A 17,560-nucleotide genomic window follows, 5' to 3' on the forward strand; every position below is an offset into this window, starting at 1 on the left:
GTCGAGCACAGCGCGCTACAAAGGCGGACATTCGTTGTGAACCCGGTCGGTAGAGCCAATCGGTAAATCTCAGCCGCTGAGCCCCTACGCGTGGGTAGTGTGCGCTGCCCATCGGGCGTGAAGTAGCGCGGCGCCCAGTGCGAGAGCCACCGTCAACACGGCCGAGGTAAGGAAGACCGCACCGATAACGCCCCGGAAAAGTGCAACTTCGACTGCCACTTTCAGGGCTGTTCGGCAGCTGGGTGAAATGCGGGTCCTTCTTCATCATCTCGTGGAGGAGCTGAGCTGCGGACTGTGCTCGTGGTGGGAGCGCAGGGCGTTGGCGAGCGCCTTATACGGGTCGGTGGCGTCGTCCCCGGCTTGTTCGGTATCGGAGCGCCAGCGGAAAACGAGTGCGGCAGTGGCGATCAGGAGGGCAGCCTCGCCGATGAGCAGGGCTGCGAGCGCGGCGGCGTGCTGATCGGCGAACAGGTCTCTCACCCACGGCAGGCGCAGTGCGGAGTACATGTTGGCGCTGGCGCGGCCGTCGCCGATCAGGGTGTGAGTGTCGAACAGGGTGGCGGCGAAGATAATGTCCGCGGGCATGGCGGCCAGGAGCATGCCGAGGCGGGCGATCATCGGCATCGGGCGGGGGCCTGGGTCGGGTCCGACGACCATCCAGGCGAAGAGGTAGCCGATGCTCAGGAACACCACGTCGATCAGCAGGTGCGCCCAATGGAAACGTACCGCCGCGTCGAACAGTCCGGTGCAGTAGAGAACAAAAGGCGCACCTGCGAATATCGCAGTGGCCGACAGCGGATGGGTCAGTGCCCGGATGAGGCGCGATTCGGCGAGCGTGGTGATCCACTCCGTGGGACCCGAGCCCTCGCGAGCCCCTGTCGATCGTAGGAGGGTCAGGGGTGCTCCGAGGGCCAGCAGGACGGGTGCGAGCATGCCGATGAGCATGTGCGCGACGATGTGGTAGCTGAACATCGCGCCCGCGTAGCGGGCGATTCCGCTGCAGCTGGCGATGAGCAGGACCGCACATCCGGTCAGCCACGCGACCGTTCTCCCACGCGGCCAGCCACGGCGGCGGATCCGATAGCACGCGGCCAGGTACACCGCGGCCAGCAGCAGCGCGAGGGTGCCCAATAGCGGATCGAACCGCCAGTCGAGCAGCAGTCGCATCACGCCCGGTGGATGCGGGAGGTCGAATCCGAGAAAGGCTTGATCGGGGGTGGCGACGGGGCCGGTATCTGCCGGTGGCGTCAGGTGTGTCAGTCCGACTGAGATACCCGCGGTCGCGGACAGTACAACCAGCTCGCCGGCGCACAATCCGAGCATTCTTGCGGTGCCCGATCGGTGATTCGGGTTGCGCCGCAACCATATTCCGATCACTCCGAGCCCAGCGACCAGGACCACCTTGACCAGGAACCACCAGAGGTAGTCTCCGGTGCGGTGCCGCCCCGCCGGTATCAGCACCGCGGCGACGACGAGTCCGGATCCGGCCAGCGCCAGCCAGCTTCCCAGCGCGAACCGCTGGTAGCGGCGACGCAGCACCTCCGCGGGTACACCGCGTCGCCAGGCCGGCCGTAGCAGGGCGATCAGTAGCCCGATCCATGCCACCGCGACCGGAACATGGATCACCAGTGCCGCCTCGGCTAGATCGTGCCCGGCATCGGAGGCACTGTGTCCGGTGACAGCCTGCGGCAGCACCGCGACGATCGACACTGCCCACACCACCACGGTCGGTTGCCAGCGCAATACCCATCGGCACGCGACGGCTACCGCGGCGGCCAGCACCGCGGTGACGAGCCAGGCCATCGGTTGTTCGAGAGTGGCCCACAGCGCGAGCTGATCGTTGACCGGCGCCCGCAGCGGTGGTCCGGACAGCGGTACGCCCGACAGATCCGCTGCCTCCACCGGGACGAGTGCCGCAGCCGCGACCGCCCAGCCGACCGCCCACCGTCCGGCACTCACCACCGCGGCGTACCCGTGGGGTGCGAGGCGACCCGACTCGTCCGGGGCGAAGAATGCCGCGAACGTCAGCGCCCCGGCACAGATCACCGCACACGCCTCGGCGATCAGGCGCAGCAGCGGCGCGACCCCTCGTACCAAGGTCCCCGGATCACCCAGTCCGAGAAGGGAATACGGTGCGCTGCCAGCGGTCACCGCGACCGCGATCACGATCGCCGGTGCGGCGATCGCAGCGAGCGGCACCGCCCAGCGCCCGAGCCGGCCCGCGCTCATCGACTCGGTGACAGCTTGCGCAGCCGGAGGCTGTTGGTCACGACGAACAGCGACGACACCGCCATGGCCGCGGCGGCGATCAGGGGGTTCAACAATCCCGCGGCGGCGATCGGGATGGCGGCGATGTTGTAGCCGAACGCCCAGACGAAGTTCCCGCGAATGGTCGACAGGGTGGCGCGCGCCAGCCGTACGGCGGTGGGCACCACATCGAGTTCCTCGCGGACCAGGATGATGTCGGAGGCTCCCAGGGCGATGTCGGTGCCGGTGACCACCGCCAGGCCGAGATCGGCGCGGGCCAGGGCCGGTGCGTCGTTGATGCCGTCACCGACCATGGCCACCACCCGGCCGTCGGCCTGCAGTCGCGCGATGGTCGCTTCCTTGTCTGCCGGCATCACCTCGGCGATGACCTCGGCGACGCCGATCTCCGCGGCGACCGCCCGCGCGGTCACCGCGTTGTCCCCGGTGAGCAGAACCGTGGCAAGGCCGAGCCGATGCAACTGTGCGATCGCTTCGGCCGCGCCGGGTTTCACGACATCAGCGAGGGACAGCACACCGATCGCGGTACCGTCGACCGCCACGGTCACCGTGGTGCGTCCCTGCTCCTGCTCGGCATTCCGCTCGGCGGCCAGCTCCGCGGGCACGATGACATCGGCGTCCGCGGCCAGGCGCGTGGATCCCACCAGGACCGCGCGGCCCTCGACGGCGCCACCGGCGCCCAGTCCGGCCAGGGCGGTGAAGCCGGTGACCATTGGCAACGAGCCGAGTTCGGCCCGGGCCAGCGCCGCGATCGCTCGGCCGACCAGATGTTCCGACGCGTCCTCCACCGCACCGGCCGCACGGAGCAGTTCCGCGCGCGTGCGCCCCGGAGCGGGATGCACCGCGACGACCGTCATGCGGCCGAGCGTGACCGTACCGGTCTTGTCCAGCACCACGGTATCCACCGCACGCGCCGACTCGAGTGCCTGATGTCCCTTGATGAATACCCCCAGCTGCGCGCCGCGTCCGGACGCGACCAGCAGGGCGGTCGGGGTGGCCAGGCCCAGCGCACACGGGCACGCGATGATGAGTACCGCCAGTCCGGCGCTGATGGCATGTTCGGCGGTGCCGCCCGCGAGCAGCCATCCGATCAGCGTCAGTAGTGCCAGCACCACGACGACCGGCACGAACACCGCGGAGATCCGATCGGCGAGGCGCTGGATCCCCGCCTTGTCCTGCTGTGCCCGCTCGACCAACCGCACCAGTTGCGCCAGTTGCGTATCCGCGCCGACCCGGTCGGCGCGCACCACCAGCCGCCCGGCCAGCACCACGGTTCCGCCGATCACCTCGTCGCCGACCATGACCTCGATCGGCGTCGCTTCTCCGGTCATCGCGGAGGTGTCCACCGCGCTTCCGCCCTCGACCACGACCCCGTCGGTCGCGACGATCTCGCCGGGACGAACGACGAACCGGTCGCCGACTCGGAGCATGCGGACATCGATACGCTGTTCGGTACCGCCGTCCTCCAGGACCGCGACGTCCTTCGCCCCGAGTTCGGCCAGCGCCCGCAGCGCCCCGCCCGCGGTGTGCTTGGCCTTGGCCTCGAACAGTCGCCCGCCCAGGACGAAGATGGTGACCCCGGCCGCGACTTCGAGGTATACCGAGCCGCCGGGAGTGAACAGCGCTCCCCACCCACCCCCGGACGGATCGGCCGAGCCGTGCGCGAAGATCGTGTACAGCGACCAGCCCGAAGCGGCGATGATGCCGATCGAGACGAGCGTGTCCATCGACGTCGCGCCGTATCGCAGCCCGGTGAACGCTTTGCGGTGGAACGGCCACGCGCACCAGGTCACCACCGGCAGCGACAATGCCAAGAGCAGCCACTGCCAGCCCTCGAACCGCATCCGCGGCACCAGCACCATGACGAAAGCCAGATCCCCGGCGGGCACTCCGAGCAGCATCGCCACCGCGAGCCGCCGCCACAGATACCGCACCCGCCCCGATTCCGGATCGCCGTCCGGGCGCTGCTCGACCGGTACCGCCCGATACCCGGCGCGCTCGACCTGACCGATCAGGTCCTCGACCGTGAGCTCGCCGCCGGCCTGCACCGTGGCCTTCTCGGTGGCGTAGTTGACCGTCGCGCTCACGCCGTCGATCTTGTTGAGCCGCTTCTCGATTCGCGCCGCGCATGCGGCGCACGTCATCCCGCCGATCTGCAACTCCACCGCGCGGGAGGCGGGTGGCGGCCCTGCGACCGGACTCAGGGTGGGCGTCTGGGTCACTGAAGCCATGCCGTCACTCGCTCGCAATCGTCGGAGGGAATCTACGTGCGCTCATGCAGGGTTACCGTCCTTGCATCGCGCCGGGGAACAGGCCGCCGGCCGTGTAGCTGTGCGAGCCGGGCGTTGTAGGCGTCCAGCGCTGCCTGCTCGGCGTCGATGTCGCCGCCGGACGTGGATTCGCCGAGGAGGGCGCGCTGGCGAATGCCATCGAGCCACGGGCCGAAACTACGGGCCTGATCACCGGTACGGACCCACTGGCCCGCGACGATGATCATCAGCACCACCATCAGTCCATCCCCGCCCAGCCACATGATCACCCCGGCGGTGTTCTGGTCGGTCAGTGCACCCGGACCCCATGCCCGCGACGCCGCATAGGCGGGTGCCAGGACGGTCGAGGACATCATCAGCGTGACCCCGACGAGGGTGTCCGGTCCGACGCAGATCGCAAGCACCAGCAGCCGCAAGCCGTACGGCCACGCCGGCTCGGTCGTCAGCTCGCCACCCGCGAGCGGGAGAAGCAGCAGATAACCGCTGATCAGATACAGGAGCAGTTCGGCGGTATGAACCCAGGCATGGGTGAGCATCGCCTGCTGGAACCCGGTCAGATGGGTCAGCACCAGCACCGCCGCGTACAGCGGCACCGTGAACCGTGCCGGTATCAGCCACCGCCACGGCGAACGCAGCCGGGCGGCGTCGATGATCGCGCGGGCGCGTGGGCCGCCGGTCAGATGCAGCAGCCGGATGGGCTGCCCCCACACCATCAGCGCGGGAACGACGGCGATCATCAGCAGGTGGACCACCATATGGATGGTGAACAACCGATGAGAGTACGTCGCCAGCGCGCTGTCGAGGGCCAGCACCAGACAGGCCAGTCCGGCATACCAGCTCGCGATGCGGATTACGGGCCAGTGCTCCGAGCGGCGGTGCGCCCGCAGCACCATCCAGCCGTAGCCCAGGGCGGCGACCGCGATGAGGATGTCGGCGACCGGTGAGAACGTCCAAGTGGTCAGCGCGCCGGTCACCGTCGGCGCCGGACCTTCGATCGGCACAGCCAGGGTGGCGGTATGCAGCAGTTGCTCAGCGCACACGATTGCCCCCTGCGGGTAAGGGTGATCGCCGAGCTCTGGTGGCGACATCCGCATTCACCTCTGGACAGTCGGACCGGAGACCGCCAAAGTTCCCGGGGAGACAGATCGGGCCAATCTCGGCGGTGCGCGCTCCATTCGCCGCGCCCGGCAGAACTTCTGCGACTCGCGACCGTTCTCCGCACCCGCACCGGACCATCCCGCCGTGCCGGGAACCGAACACCACGGCACCGACGACTCCTCTACGGAAGAAAATCGAGTAGGAGCTCCATGCACACGATGCCGCCCGATATGCCTTCGATGACCGGTCCCGCCCCCGACATGTCCATGCTGCCCGGGTGGGTTCGCGTGCTGTGGACCATCGCGTTGCTGGCGGTGGCGCTGTTGCACGTCCGGCACGCCGCCGAGGCTCCCGGACAGGCACGATGGTGGCACGGCACGCACGTGGTGATGAGCCTGGCCATGGCCGCCATGTACGCCGTGGATCCGATGCGGCAGCACCTGCTGGACCGCTGGCTCGCGACGTTGTTCGCGGCGCTCACCGTGGCACTGCCCCGGGTGATCACCTGGGTGGTCGTCGCCTACCTGGGTGCCGCGACCCTTGCCTGGCTGTTCCGCTTATGGGATCGGGCCCATCGGGCGCACCCCACCGCCGGGTTGATCGGACACGACAGCCTCGATGTACGCATCAGCCTGGCGGTCATGACAGCGGCCATGGCCGACATGCTCGCGTCGATGCTCGGATAATCGGCGCGACCCGTCCGGTCCGCAGCGGCGGTTCTGGCCGATCCGCATCTCCGGCTATCCCATATCCGAACGAATACCATTCACCCGCAACCATATTCGCCGACCCGGCACCACCCGGACCGGCACCGGCAACCCCGCCGGGAATACCCCTGGGTCAGGGCCGAGGGGTATTCCCGGACGCCAACTCAGACGACCGTGAAATTTCCGCCCGAGTCCAGGGCCATCTGCACCTCGTCGGGGCGCAGTTCGTGGTCGGCGTCGACGGTGAACCGGATCGGACATGGGCCGCACCGACCGAGCCGACCTCCACACGATCGTACTGCCACTGATAGACGTGAACTATGATCCGGGGATCGCCGAGTCGCGGGTCAACGGGTCGCCCGAGGACGGCTAGGCTGCGCGCCGGCTTGCCGGGCGTTGATAGCCCTCGGAGTGCCGGGGATCCTGGTACACAGGCTCCGCTCCGGGCGCGCGGTCGTAGCCGAATCCGCCGGGAGCCGGGAGCGTCCGGCCGGGCAGGGGTTGCTCGTCGTCGCGATGCTGGCGATGGACCAGGTACAGCAGGGCGACACCGACCACCACGGGTACGTGCGACAGCAGCCGCATCACGGTGACCTCGCCCTCGGCCAGATCCAGCAGCGAGGCCGCGGCGAGCACGCCGACGAAGACGGTCATCATCGGCAGTTGGCCTGCTGCGGCCCGGGTCCGCAGAGCGGCCCACGCCAGTCCGATGCCGATGGCGACGTTCCACGCCGCGCTCTCGTGGCTCATGTGGCCCATCATGAACGCCGTGCCACTACCCATGCCCGGGTCGGCCCCGAACAGCTCGGCCAGGGCCAGGCCGGTCTGGGTGATCGCCACGACCGCGAGCAGGACCCGCAGGGTTTGCCGGGCACGCCGGGGTGCGGGAAGTTGCGCCATGACCGCCGCGGTCAGGTCGGGCACCACGGGCGCGCGGTGCAGGATCGTGGCGCGGCGAAAGGCATCGGCGCGGCGGTACCAGTCCTGGCAGGCGGAGCAGGCGGTGAGATGCCGGTCCACCATCTCGGCGGGGACGGGCTCCTGCTCACCGTCGAGACGCGCCGACAGCGCTTCACGGACCGTTTCGCACTTCATGCACCTATAGTCGCGCAGTTGCCCTGGGAAGTTCCACGACAGGGTGTAGTAGCCTCTGCGATGTGCAGGGTGGCAATGACGAGGACGACCGATTGACCGTGCTCGCCATGGCCGCGGGCCGTGGCGACCGGCACGCGTTCGAACAGTGGGTTCGGGCCCTGCAGGCGGACGTGTGGCGATTCCACGCCTACCGCGCCGGGGCGAACGTCGCCGATGACCTGACCCAGGAGACGTTCGTGCGGGCCTTCGGCAGCCTGCCGCGGTTCGCGGGACGCTCCACCTCGCGGGCCTGGCTGCTCTCGATCGCGCGGCGGGTCATCGTCGATTCGATCCGCTCGGCGGTGGCGCGGCCGCGGCTCCACGCGGGCGAGGACTGGGAGGCGGTGGCCGAGCAGCGGGCCGCGCAGCAGCGTTCGGGACGTACCTTCGAGGATGTGATCGAGGTGCGCATGCTGCTGGATGATCTGGATCCGGAGCGGCGCGAAGCCCTCGTCATGACCCAGATGCTCGGCCTGTCGTATCAGGAGGCCGCCGACGCGTGCGGCGTTCCGGTCGGGACGATCCGGTCACGGATCGCGCGGGCGCGAGAGGACCTGCTCGCGGCGGGTCGGGTCCGCGACGACGGCGTGGGCTGAGGACGCGCAGGAACTTTCCCGCATGCCCCGCCGACTTTGCCGGTGTGAGTGTGGATGTCGCGAATACCGATGCCCGAGGGGCAAAATGGCGTCCGGCGGTACTGACCGGGTTGTTGGTCACCGCCATGACGATGTCCATGCTGCCGCTTTTCGTGCTCGGGGCGCTCGGACCGCGGTTGGTCGATCAATTCCATGTCTCCGCTTGGGCTCTGGGCGCGCTGGTATCCGCCGGGTTCGGGGTGGCGGCAGTGGTGTCGCTGATGGTCGGCCCGATGGTGGCAGCGCTGGGGGCACGGCGCTGTCTGATCGCGATGTTCGTCATCTCCGCCATCGCACTCGGTCTGTTCGCGGCGGCGCCCTCGTACCCGGTGCTGGTGGTGGCCGTCGCTGTCTCCGGGCTGGCGCAGGCGTTGGCGAACCCGGCAACGAATCAGTTGATCGCAGCACGGATCTCGCCCGCGCGCCGCGGCAGTGTGGCGGGCTGGAAGCAATCCGGGGTGCAGTTCGGCGCCTTCCTCGCTGGGCTGCCGCTGGCCGCGGTAGCCTCGGCGACGACCTGGCGCGCCGCGGTCGCGCTCATCGCCGTCGTGGCGCTCTGCGCGGCCGGGATGAGCTTGTTGATAGCGAACGACACTGTGCCACTGCGACTTCCGCCGCTGCGGTTCGCACGTGCACGAGGCGACGCGGGCTGGTTGTGCGGATACTCGGTGCTCCTCAGGGCGGGGGTTTCGGCGATCAACACGTATATAGCGCTGTATGCCGCCCGGCATCTGGCCATGTCTGCGCCCGCGGCAAGTGCACTCGTGGCGGTCCTGGGAGTGGCCGGCATCGCCGGACGGGTCGGATGGACGCGACGCGCGGCGGGAGCGGGCAATTCCGGAGCGTTGCTGGGGCCGTTGGCTTTCGGTGCCACGATCGCCGCGGCATTGATCGGTCTCGCGGGCCGGTTGGAGGTGTGGCCGGTCTGGCTGGGGGTGTTGGGAATCGGCGGCTGCGCTGTGGCGGCGAACGCGGTATCGATGATGACGGTCATCGCGATGGCGCCCCCGGATCGAGTCGGGCCCGACTCGGCGGTGGTCTCCGCCGGTTTCTTCGCCGGATTCGTGATCGGGCCGACCGCTTTCGGCGTTCTGGCCGGAAGCGGCTCGGGCGGATATGATCTCGCGTGGCTGGCAGTGGCGGTGGCGTTCCTCGCCGCCGCGGCGGTGGCATGGCGGTGGCAGCGTCGCGTAGCTGGTTCTCGATGAACGATATTCTCCGGGATGCGCTGGGCCGCATGATCGTTCGGATCGACAACACAGAACTCCTTGTCGGCGAGCGTTTTCCGCTGTATGCCGATCCAGCGACGGCCGAGTGGGTTACGACCCGCCGCGGTTCCTGGGTCGCCGGTTTCTGGGTCGGACAACTGTGGCTACGAGCATCTCTGGCCGGCGAGCGGGCACACCACAGCGCGGCCGAGGAGTGGACGACCCGCTTGAAGCCGGGTGTCTCGGCCGACACCGCGACTCGTGGGCTCACGTTCTGGTACGGCGCGGCGGCCGGCAGCCGACTCGGCCTGTCCGCCGCCGGCGATGCTATGGCCCGCACCGCCGCAGCGCATTTGGCCGAAACGATCGATCCCGGCTCGGGCATTCTGCCTTGGGGTACCGGATTCGGCGATCCGCCCGATCCGATAGTCGCCCGCGTCGACGGATTGCCCGGTGCCGTTCCGCTGTTGGCCTGGGCAGGCGCCGGGCCGGTCGCCGACCGGTATCTGCGGGCGATGCTCGCGATCGGCCGGACCTCCAGCGGTCCGGCCGCGGCACTGGAACTCTCGGCCGGTCGGTGGCGGGTCCGCTCCGAACCACCGCCGGGGTGGTCACGCGGTCGCGCGTGGTTGCTGCTGGCGCTGGCCGACGCAGGACACTGGATCAACGCCGAATTCAACAGTTACGCAGACGAACTCCTGAATGCGCAATCGACGCCTGATCCGGCCGCGGTACCGGACGCCGTGCTGGGCGCCGGCACGACACCCGATACTTCGGCCGCGGCGATCACCGCCGTCGCGCTGTGCAAGCTCGGCCGCCTCGATCAGGCCGTCGCGCTGACCGAGACGCTGATCGCCGAACATCTCTCCGGCGCTCCGCGGCCCGGACGCCTCCTGAACGGCTGCTACGACCTGCCCCGGAAACTGGCGGTCGAGCACGAACTCATCTGGGGCAACTACTTTCTGCTGCTCGCACTGGCCATTCTGTGCGGTGAGATACCGGCGACGGCGGTGTGAAGCAGGTCGGTACGGGCCGGTCGCGGACACCCGGATCCGCACGACTCCGGGTGTCCACGTATCCGTGAGATGATCAGTTCTTCAGCGCAGCAACGATTTTCGACTCGGCGTCCCGGTACACCGACAGCAGATCATAACCTTGCGTCGGGTAGTTCGTCAGCGCGATCTGTGTCGCGGATGTCCCGGGCAGCACTGTGCCGGTGTCCATCTGGGCATTGCCGAACACGAACTGGGGCTTCGTCGCCGACAGATCCGCGATCTGCTTCGCGGTCACCTCCTCGGGCCCGTAGGTCCCCAGTACCTGCGCGCCCGAGAGCTGGGCGGCGAAGCCCATGAAGGTCTCCGCGACGACCTTGGGCGGCTGCCCGTCACGCCAGGCGGCCTTCGCCTCGCCCGCGAGCGTGTCGTATTCGGTGCCGAAGCTCTGGATCCAGCGATCGGCGGACGCTCGGGTGCCGAACGCGTCACCGAGCGTGCGAACCTGCTTGACGACGTTGTCCCTGCTGTTATCCAGGTTCAGTTGCAGCACTTTGGCTTTGGATCCGGCCGCGTCTTTGATCTTGCTGGCGAAACCCTCGAACTGCGCGTAGAGCACGAAGCCCGCCTGCGAGACCGCCGCCAGGTCAGAGGGTTTGGGATCGTAGTCCGGGGCGTGCTTGATCGAGGGCGGCACGATCACCGTGACATCGGTGGCGCCGGCGGCTTCGGCGAATGCCGCCTCCCAGCTGCTGGCCGCCACCACGTGCGGCCCGGTGTTGCTGCCGTGATCCTGCTGCCCGGAACCGCATCCGGCCAGTACCTCCGCACCCGTGATCAGTGCAACGACACCGATTCCGAGGCGGACGAACCGCCGGCGTGTGTTGGGAACCATCCTCGTCTTCTCCAATCGGGTAACACATGAACCGCGAGGGCGACCGCCCCCGCAGACAACACCAGCACCGGCCCCGGCGGGAGATCCAGCCACACGGCCAACACGAAACCGGCCACGTTGACCAGTAATCCGACGGCCACGGCCGCAAAGACCATGCCCGGCAGGGAATTCGCCAGCCGGCGCGCGGCCAGCGCGGGCAGCAGGGTCAGCGCATCCACCAGCAGCGCTCCGGTGAGCCGGATTCCACTGGCCACGGCTACCGCAACCAACACCAGCAGAATCAATGTCAGGCGATTGACCCGCACACCCGAGCAGGCCGCGAGCTCGCGATCGTGCAATAGCAGACTCAGCTGACGCCGCCGCAGCACGAACAACATCGGCACGATCACCGCCAGCACGCCCAGCAGCACGACATCGATGGTGCGGGTCGCCAGAATCGAGCCCCACAACAATTCGAACGCGCCATTGGCATTCACCCCGACCACCGACAACGTCAGCAGTGCGCCCGCGATCGCCAGGCTCATCAGCAATCCCATCGCGCCGGACAATCCGGTCGAACTGCGGGCGAGCGGAGTGAGCGCGGCGCCCGCGGCGGCACACGCAACCAGGGCGCACAGCATCGGGTCCAGGCCGGTCCACATGCCGACCGCGATCCCGAACAATGCCACGTGCATCATCGCGAAACGCACCGGCATGATGTCCAATCCGATGATCACCACGCCGACGATCGGCAATCCGATCGCACCGAGCACCAGCGCGAGCAGCGCGCGTTGTACCGGTATCAGATGCCACAATTCCACGAAGTTCGACGCGCTGTTCACCCGATCTCTCCACTGCGCGAGGAGATTTCACGAAGCTGACCGTCGGCCATCTCGAGCACCCGATCGCACCGGGCCGCCAGCGCCCGATCGTGGGTGACCACCAGCAGCGTCACCGGAACCGTGGTCAGCAGTTCGCTCGCCTCCTCTTGACCCGCGAAATCCAATGCGGCTGTGGGTTCATCGGCTAGCAGAACCCCTGCGCCCGCCGCCACACAGCCGAGTGCCCGCGCCAGATACATGCGCTGCAGCTGCCCCCCGGACAGGGTGTGCAACGGCCGGTCCACACACTGCCCCACGCCCAGGCGTTCGGCGGCTCCGGCCGCGGACGCGAAAGCCCCGCTGCTGTCGAGTAGTTGCCTCGCCAGCAGCGGAAACCTGCCCGGCGCCTGCCGTTGTGGAATCCAGGCCGCGATGCGACGACGACCCCGCCAATCCCGCGGGGTCCGGGCCACGTGCCCGTCGACCGCGATCGTCCCCGACGAGATCGCGTGCAGCCCGAGCACACTGCGTAGCAATGTGGTCTTCCCCGACCCGTTGGTTCCGGTCAACGCCACCCGCTCACCGGCCGCCACACTCAGATCCACCCCGCGCACCACCACCCGCCGGCCGTGCACACAACACACCCCGGACAGCTCCACCGTCGAACTCTTCGGCACCGCTCACTCCACTCGTCGTCACCCGAGAGGTCGGCCCGCGCGTACCGAGAGTTCCCAACACTCCGAAGCCCGAGGACGACACCCATCTCAGCCTCGCGCACCGACGGAGCCTCAGCTGAGGCAGTGGACGCCGCGCGGACGATGCCCGACACGTGGCCGGCGACCAGCTCCGAATCGGGGCCATACCGAGATTCGTTCCTCAGCCACCGATCTCGGCCACGATGGGCTGATAGCTGCGAATCAGGCGCCGGGCCGTGCTACTGACGTGAAATTCGTCCGCCCCGTCCAGAATCCGCGCGGCACGGGCAACCCGAAGCAATCGCGGCAGACCGGTTGCGGCAGTGAGGCCCTCGGCCCCGTAGACCTGAATCGCATTGTCGGCGGCAACGGTCAGCGCACGCGCGGAGGCGACTTTGGCCATGCTCACCTCGATCTGCGCGGTCTCGTCGGCGGCGACCAGTTCGGCCGCACGCGCGGTGAGGAGCCGGGCGGATCGGACGGCCAGTTCGGCATCGAAGACCATCTGCTGCACGAGTTGCCGATCGGCGAGTGTTCCACCACCGAGACGGCGCTGCCCGGCGCGGGCGGCCATCAGCTCGACGGCCCGCTGCGCCTGGCCAACCCAGCGCACGGCCCGCAGGGTCCGGCCGACGGCCAGCCGAGCGCCGGCCAGTGCGAGCGCGCCGCCGACCGGACCGATCAGATGAGTGTCCGGCACGAGTACCTCGTCCATGGCGATCTCGTACTGCCCACCGACGCCCAGTACATCGAGTTCGCGCACCACCCGGAACCCCGGCGCCGCTGTGGGTACCGCCAGAATCGAGCAGGCCGCGCGGGCGGGACCGTCCCCGGTACGCGCGACGACCAGCACGTAGTCCGCCCCGGCGGCGCCGGTGGTGAACCACTTGCGGCCGCTGACCCGCCACTCGGCGCCCTCACGAACGGCTCTGGTGCGCAATGCTTCCGGGTCCGATCCGGGCACACCAGGTTCGGTCATGGCGTAGCCGACCGACAGCGCACCGGACACCACCCCGGGCAACAGCGCATCACGTAACTCCGGGTGTGCGTGCGCGGCGAGCATCCGCACATTCAGCAGGGCGGCCGATCCGAGTGCATCGGGTCCGTGGTCACTGCGCCCCTCGGCCTCGGCAAGGGCGAAATACTCCGCCGGCCGTAGTCCCCCGCCGCCGTACTCGACCGGCAGTGGCAATGCCCACAACCCGGCCTCCACCGCGCGGTCCCGCAACCGTGAGCGGGTGTCGCGGTCACCGGCATCCAGTGCATCTTCAGCCGGAACAACCTGGTGAGCAACGAATTCCCGGACCCGCTCGCGCAAGGCGTCGAGGCGGTCGGGAATGCGGGACGACTCATCACACATGTCCAGATCACATCATTTGCCGGAACTCACCCGGCACGCCGCCCGACCTTGTCTGCGCATCAGCATGCTCTCGATGGAAGGCGAACCATGACGAACACCTCTACATCCGGACCTCCCATCGACCTGTTTCCCAGCGGCACGCTCGCGCGAGTGACCGGCACCGGTCCGGCCGCCGAAGTGTTGCGCGAACACCTGCGTGCGTTCGGCGCCACTCTCACGGAAGCTGCGGATCCGGGCGATTCCGGATCCGCGGCCACCGCAATGCTGGACCTCGGCAACGGCATCCGCAGGGAGGTGTTCGTGCCGTGGGCGGGCCCGATCGACGAACCGGCACTGACGAATGAGACCACCGTGCAAGCGATCTGCGGTGTCATGCACGTCAACGGCCGCCGCATCGGCGCTCCGCGCGGGATATCGCTGGACTACTGCGCCACCACTGCCGGCGTCCTCGCGATGACCGGTCTGCTGGCCAGCCTGCTGGTTCCCGCCGAACATCTCCGGATCGACACGAGCGTCGCGGAGTCGGCGCTCCTGGCGATTTCGCAGTATCTGGCGGCGGCGGGTGCCGACGATCCCGAAGCGGTCGATCTCGCGCCGGGCGGACCGCCGTTCGTCAGCGCCGACGCCATCCGGTTCGAGATCGAGTCCCTCCAGCCCGAACCCTGGGCCGCCTTCTGGACGGCACTGGGCGTAGAAGCCCGCACGGCCGGAAAGGGCTGGCGGCCCTTCCAATTCCGCTACGCGACCGCGACCGCCCCGCTCCCCCGAGCGTTGCACGCGGCCGTCCGGTCCCAGAGGTTCTCCGCGATCGCCCAGACGGCCGCACGCACCGGCGTATCGGTGTGCAGACTGTACGGGGCCGCCGAGCCAGGCACCCCGGCGACGGATGTACTGCCCGCCCCATGGTCGATCGCCGCTTCGATCGATTCTACTGTCCAGCATCGTGATTCGATCGCATCCCCGAGCTCACCACTCGGCGGTGTATCGGTTCTGGAGGCGGGACGCCGGGTCCAGGCACCGCTGGCCGCGCACCTGCTACGGCTGCTCGGCGCGGACGTCACCCGTATCGAACCGCCCGGCGGTGATCCGCTGCGCGAGATGCCGCCCTACAGCGGCGATCTGTCCGCACGCTGGCTGGCACTCAATCGCGGCAAGCGGGCCGCCGAATTCGATATCAAATCTGCCGCGGACCGGGCCCGTCTGCGCGAGCTGGCAGCGGAAGCCGATGTGTTCCTGCACAATTGGGCTCCGGGCAAGGCCGAGGAGCTGGAACTCTCGGCACAGCATCTGCCACCCGGTCTGGTCTACGCCTACACCTCCGGCTGGGCCGGGCTGGATCTCGAGGACGCACCGCCGGGTACGGATTTCATGGTCCAAGCCCGCACCGGTCTCGCCGAACTGGTCGGACCGCCCGATTCGCCGCCCGCGCCGTCACTGATGACCCTGCTCGATGTACTCGGGGGCATCCTGGGCGCTGAAGCGACCGTCCTGGGACTGCTGCGACGGCACAGCCTCGGTCGCGGCACAGCCGTGCAAAGCAGCCTGCTCGCCGCCGCCAATACGCTACGGCGACACGGCATCTCGACCACACCCCTGGCATTGCGGCAACCGTTCCGGCTCGACAGCCGATGGGTCGTCAGCGCACCGGACGCCCTGGTTCCGGTGACCGACGACCCGGCCCAGCTGCTCACCAATCCCCGGTTCGCGACCGTCCTCGGCCGTGACGACCACGGCTGCCCGGCCCTGACCACCCCCTGGAGAATGTCGTGAACCGCGTCGAAAACACCAGCCGCTACCGCGATCTCGTCCCCGCGGACCTGCGCGAACACTGGGCCGCGGCTGGTTACTATCCCGGCGTCGACATCTATTCGATGTTCGCCCGGCACGTCACACGGCAGCCGGATGCGCCGGCGGTCATCGATGCCGACGGAACAGTGACCTATGCCGAACTCGACGATCTGGCCCGCCGCCTGGCCGCGGGCCTGGCCCGGCTCGGCGTCGGAGTGGAAGACATTGTCGCGGTACAGCTTCCGAACGATCGGCTGGCCTGTGCGGCCGACCTGGCCATCGCTGCCCTCGGTGCGATCGCATTGCCGTTTCCCGTGGGACGCGGCACCCGCGAAGCGGCCGGCCTGTTACGCCGCTCGGGGGCGGTCGCGGTGATCGCTGCGGCCGAGTACAACGGTTTTCACAGTGCAGGGCAGATCCGGGAAATGGCCGCGGACCTGCCCTCCTTACGCGCCGTCGTCGCCGCCGGACGCCACGTCTGCCGCGGCTGCATCCCGCTGCACGCGCTCCTTGCTCCCGAGCCCGGCGATTTCCGGCCGCACCGGCCCGACCCGGACGGCCCCACTCGCATTCTGGTCACCTCCGGATCCGAGGCCGAACCGAAAATGGTCGTGTATTCCCACAACGCCCTCGCCGGAGGTCGCGGCGCGATGCTCGCCGCCCTGCACGCGGGTCCAGGCGTGATGCGAAACATGTTCCTGACCCCGCTCGCGTCGGCATTCGGCTCCAGCGGCACCCCGGTCACCCTGGCCACACTGGGCGGCACGCTCGTGCTGCAGCCGAGATTCACCCCGGCAAGCACCTTGGCAATGATCGAGAAAGCCTGTCCCACACACCTTCTCGGGGTTCCCACCATGCTGCGGATGCTGCTGGATCACGTAGCGGACGGCCTCGGCCCTACGAGCCTGCGCGCGATCGTGCTCGGCGGCTCGCCGCTCGACGCCGACACCGTCCGGCGTGGTCGCGACACCTTCGGATGCCCGATCGTCAATCTCTACGGCGCCGCTGACGGGGTCTCCTGTCATACCGCACTCGATGACCCTGTCGACCGCGCAACCAGCGCCGGGCGTCCCGATCCCGCCGTCGCCGAGATCCGTGTGGTCGATCAGCACCAGACCTCGGTGCCCACCGGGCAGGCGGGGGAAATCCTCGCCCGCGGGCCGATGTCCCCGATGTGCTACCTCAATGCGCCCGACCTCGATGCCATCATGCGCACACCCGACGGCTGGACTCGTACCGGCGATATCGGCCGCCTGGACGCCGAGGGCTATCTCACGGTCGTCGGGCGCGGCAAGGACATCATCATCCGCGGGGGCCTCAACATCAGCCCCGCCGAGGTCGAGGCGCTGCTCATCACCCATCCCGCCATCACCGATGTCGTCTGCGTCGCGGTTTCGGACCCCCTCTACGGTGAACGCCTGTGCGCCTGCGTCGCAGCTACCGATCCGGTGAGCCTGCGGGAGGTCACCGATCATCTGGCCGCGCAAGGCCTGGAACCGCGCAAATTCCCCGAACGTCTCCTGCAACTTCACACACTTCCCCTGGGACCGGCCGGGAAAATCGACCGTCGCGCCCTGCGCGCTCGGGCCCAGGCCGATTCAACCGGTCAATAGAATTGCCGAATCTTCTGGTGGACAGCATGATTCCTTCCGCCCCTGCGGCGACCATTTGTCGGCAGCGAATTCTCGCTGCCGACAAGCATTCTGGGAATCG

At 68.7% G+C, this 17,560-nt stretch carries 14 protein-coding genes; 6 read left to right on the forward strand and 8 right to left on the reverse strand.

Annotated elements, in window-relative coordinates:
* Positions 1-264: 264 nt before the first annotated feature.
* The 3 genes from ABH933_RS12200 to ABH933_RS12210 are packed head-to-tail and all read right to left on the reverse strand — an operon-like array spanning position 265 to position 5,623.
* Positions 265-2,229 carry a cytochrome c oxidase assembly protein gene (locus tag ABH933_RS12200; protein ID WP_429417329.1) on the reverse strand — a complete coding sequence of 655 codons (1,965 nt, stop codon included), beginning with the start codon at positions 2,227-2,229 and terminating at the stop codon, positions 265-267.
* Positions 2,226-4,496, reverse strand: coding sequence for a heavy metal translocating P-type ATPase (locus ABH933_RS12205; protein WP_429417331.1), 2,271 nt, complete (start codon positions 4,494-4,496; stop codon positions 2,226-2,228). Before ABH933_RS12205 ends, ABH933_RS12200 begins: the two co-directional genes overlap by 4 nt.
* Before the next feature lie 32 nt (positions 4,497-4,528).
* Positions 4,529-5,623, reverse strand: a complete 1,095-nt coding sequence (locus ABH933_RS12210) for a cytochrome c oxidase assembly protein (RefSeq protein WP_429417334.1) — start codon at positions 5,621-5,623, stop codon at positions 4,529-4,531.
* A 219-nt stretch (positions 5,624-5,842) separates the two neighbouring features.
* Here ABH933_RS12210 and ABH933_RS12215 point away from each other — a divergent pair, with 219 nt between their 5' ends.
* Positions 5,843-6,319, forward strand: coding sequence for a hypothetical protein (locus tag ABH933_RS12215; protein ID WP_429417336.1), 477 nt, complete (start codon positions 5,843-5,845; stop codon positions 6,317-6,319).
* A gap of 390 nt (positions 6,320-6,709) precedes the next feature.
* On the opposite strand, the gene ABH933_RS12220 is transcribed toward ABH933_RS12215, so the two are convergent.
* Entirely contained in the window at positions 6,710-7,435 is a 726-nt protein-coding gene (locus ABH933_RS12220) for a zf-HC2 domain-containing protein (protein ID WP_429417339.1), read from the reverse strand.
* 107 nt (positions 7,436-7,542) lie between these two features.
* Here ABH933_RS12220 and ABH933_RS12225 point away from each other — a divergent pair, with 107 nt between their 5' ends.
* The 3 genes from ABH933_RS12225 to ABH933_RS12235 are packed head-to-tail and all read left to right on the forward strand — an operon-like array spanning position 7,543 to position 10,333.
* Complete coding sequence (locus ABH933_RS12225) at positions 7,543-8,070, forward strand: sigma-70 family RNA polymerase sigma factor (RefSeq protein ID WP_429417795.1); 528 nt, start codon at positions 7,543-7,545, stop codon at positions 8,068-8,070.
* Positions 8,071-8,114: 44 nt separating this feature from the next.
* A complete protein-coding gene (locus ABH933_RS12230; protein WP_429417342.1) occupies positions 8,115-9,317 on the forward strand; it encodes an MFS transporter in 1,203 nt (400 codons plus the stop codon).
* Positions 9,314-10,333, forward strand: a complete 1,020-nt coding sequence (locus ABH933_RS12235; protein WP_429417344.1) for a hypothetical protein — start codon at positions 9,314-9,316, stop codon at positions 10,331-10,333. The genes ABH933_RS12230 and ABH933_RS12235 overlap by 4 nt, the downstream gene beginning before the upstream one ends.
* A 73-nt stretch (positions 10,334-10,406) precedes the next feature.
* Here ABH933_RS12235 and ABH933_RS12240 read toward each other — a convergent pair whose 3' ends face one another.
* From ABH933_RS12240 to ABH933_RS12255, 4 genes are all read right to left on the reverse strand, one after another.
* Positions 10,407-11,075 carry a hypothetical protein gene (locus tag ABH933_RS12240; protein ID WP_429417346.1) on the reverse strand — a complete coding sequence of 223 codons (669 nt, stop codon included), beginning with the start codon at positions 11,073-11,075 and terminating at the stop codon, positions 10,407-10,409.
* Positions 11,076-11,146: 71 nt separating this feature from the next.
* The gene (locus ABH933_RS12245; RefSeq protein ID WP_429417349.1) at positions 11,147-12,025 is read right to left on the reverse strand and encodes a metal ABC transporter permease; all 879 of its coding nucleotides are present in this window, start codon (positions 12,023-12,025) and stop codon (positions 11,147-11,149) included.
* Positions 12,022-12,681: a metal ABC transporter ATP-binding protein gene (locus ABH933_RS12250; RefSeq protein WP_429417352.1), complete on the reverse strand. Its 660-nt coding sequence runs from the start codon at positions 12,679-12,681 to the stop codon at positions 12,022-12,024. The genes ABH933_RS12245 and ABH933_RS12250 overlap by 4 nt, the downstream gene beginning before the upstream one ends.
* A 199-nt stretch (positions 12,682-12,880) precedes the next feature.
* Entirely contained in the window at positions 12,881-14,059 is a 1,179-nt protein-coding gene (locus tag ABH933_RS12255; protein WP_429417355.1) for an acyl-CoA dehydrogenase family protein, read from the reverse strand.
* Between the two features lie 87 nt (positions 14,060-14,146).
* On the opposite strand from ABH933_RS12255, the gene ABH933_RS12260 reads away from it, so the two are divergent.
* Together ABH933_RS12260 and ABH933_RS12265 are read left to right on the forward strand one after the other, a co-directional pair.
* The gene (locus ABH933_RS12260; RefSeq protein ID WP_429417358.1) at positions 14,147-15,829 is read left to right on the forward strand and encodes a CoA transferase; all 1,683 of its coding nucleotides are present in this window, start codon (positions 14,147-14,149) and stop codon (positions 15,827-15,829) included.
* On the forward strand, positions 15,826-17,460 hold the full coding sequence (locus tag ABH933_RS12265) for an AMP-binding protein (RefSeq protein WP_429417361.1): 1,635 nt from the start codon (positions 15,826-15,828) through the stop codon (positions 17,458-17,460). The genes ABH933_RS12260 and ABH933_RS12265 overlap by 4 nt, the downstream gene beginning before the upstream one ends.
* Positions 17,461-17,560 lie beyond the last annotated feature (100 nt).

It is taken from the genome of Nocardia sp. GP40 (assembly GCF_050434125.1).
Lineage (GTDB): Bacteria > Actinomycetota > Actinomycetes > Mycobacteriales > Mycobacteriaceae > Nocardia > Nocardia albiluteola.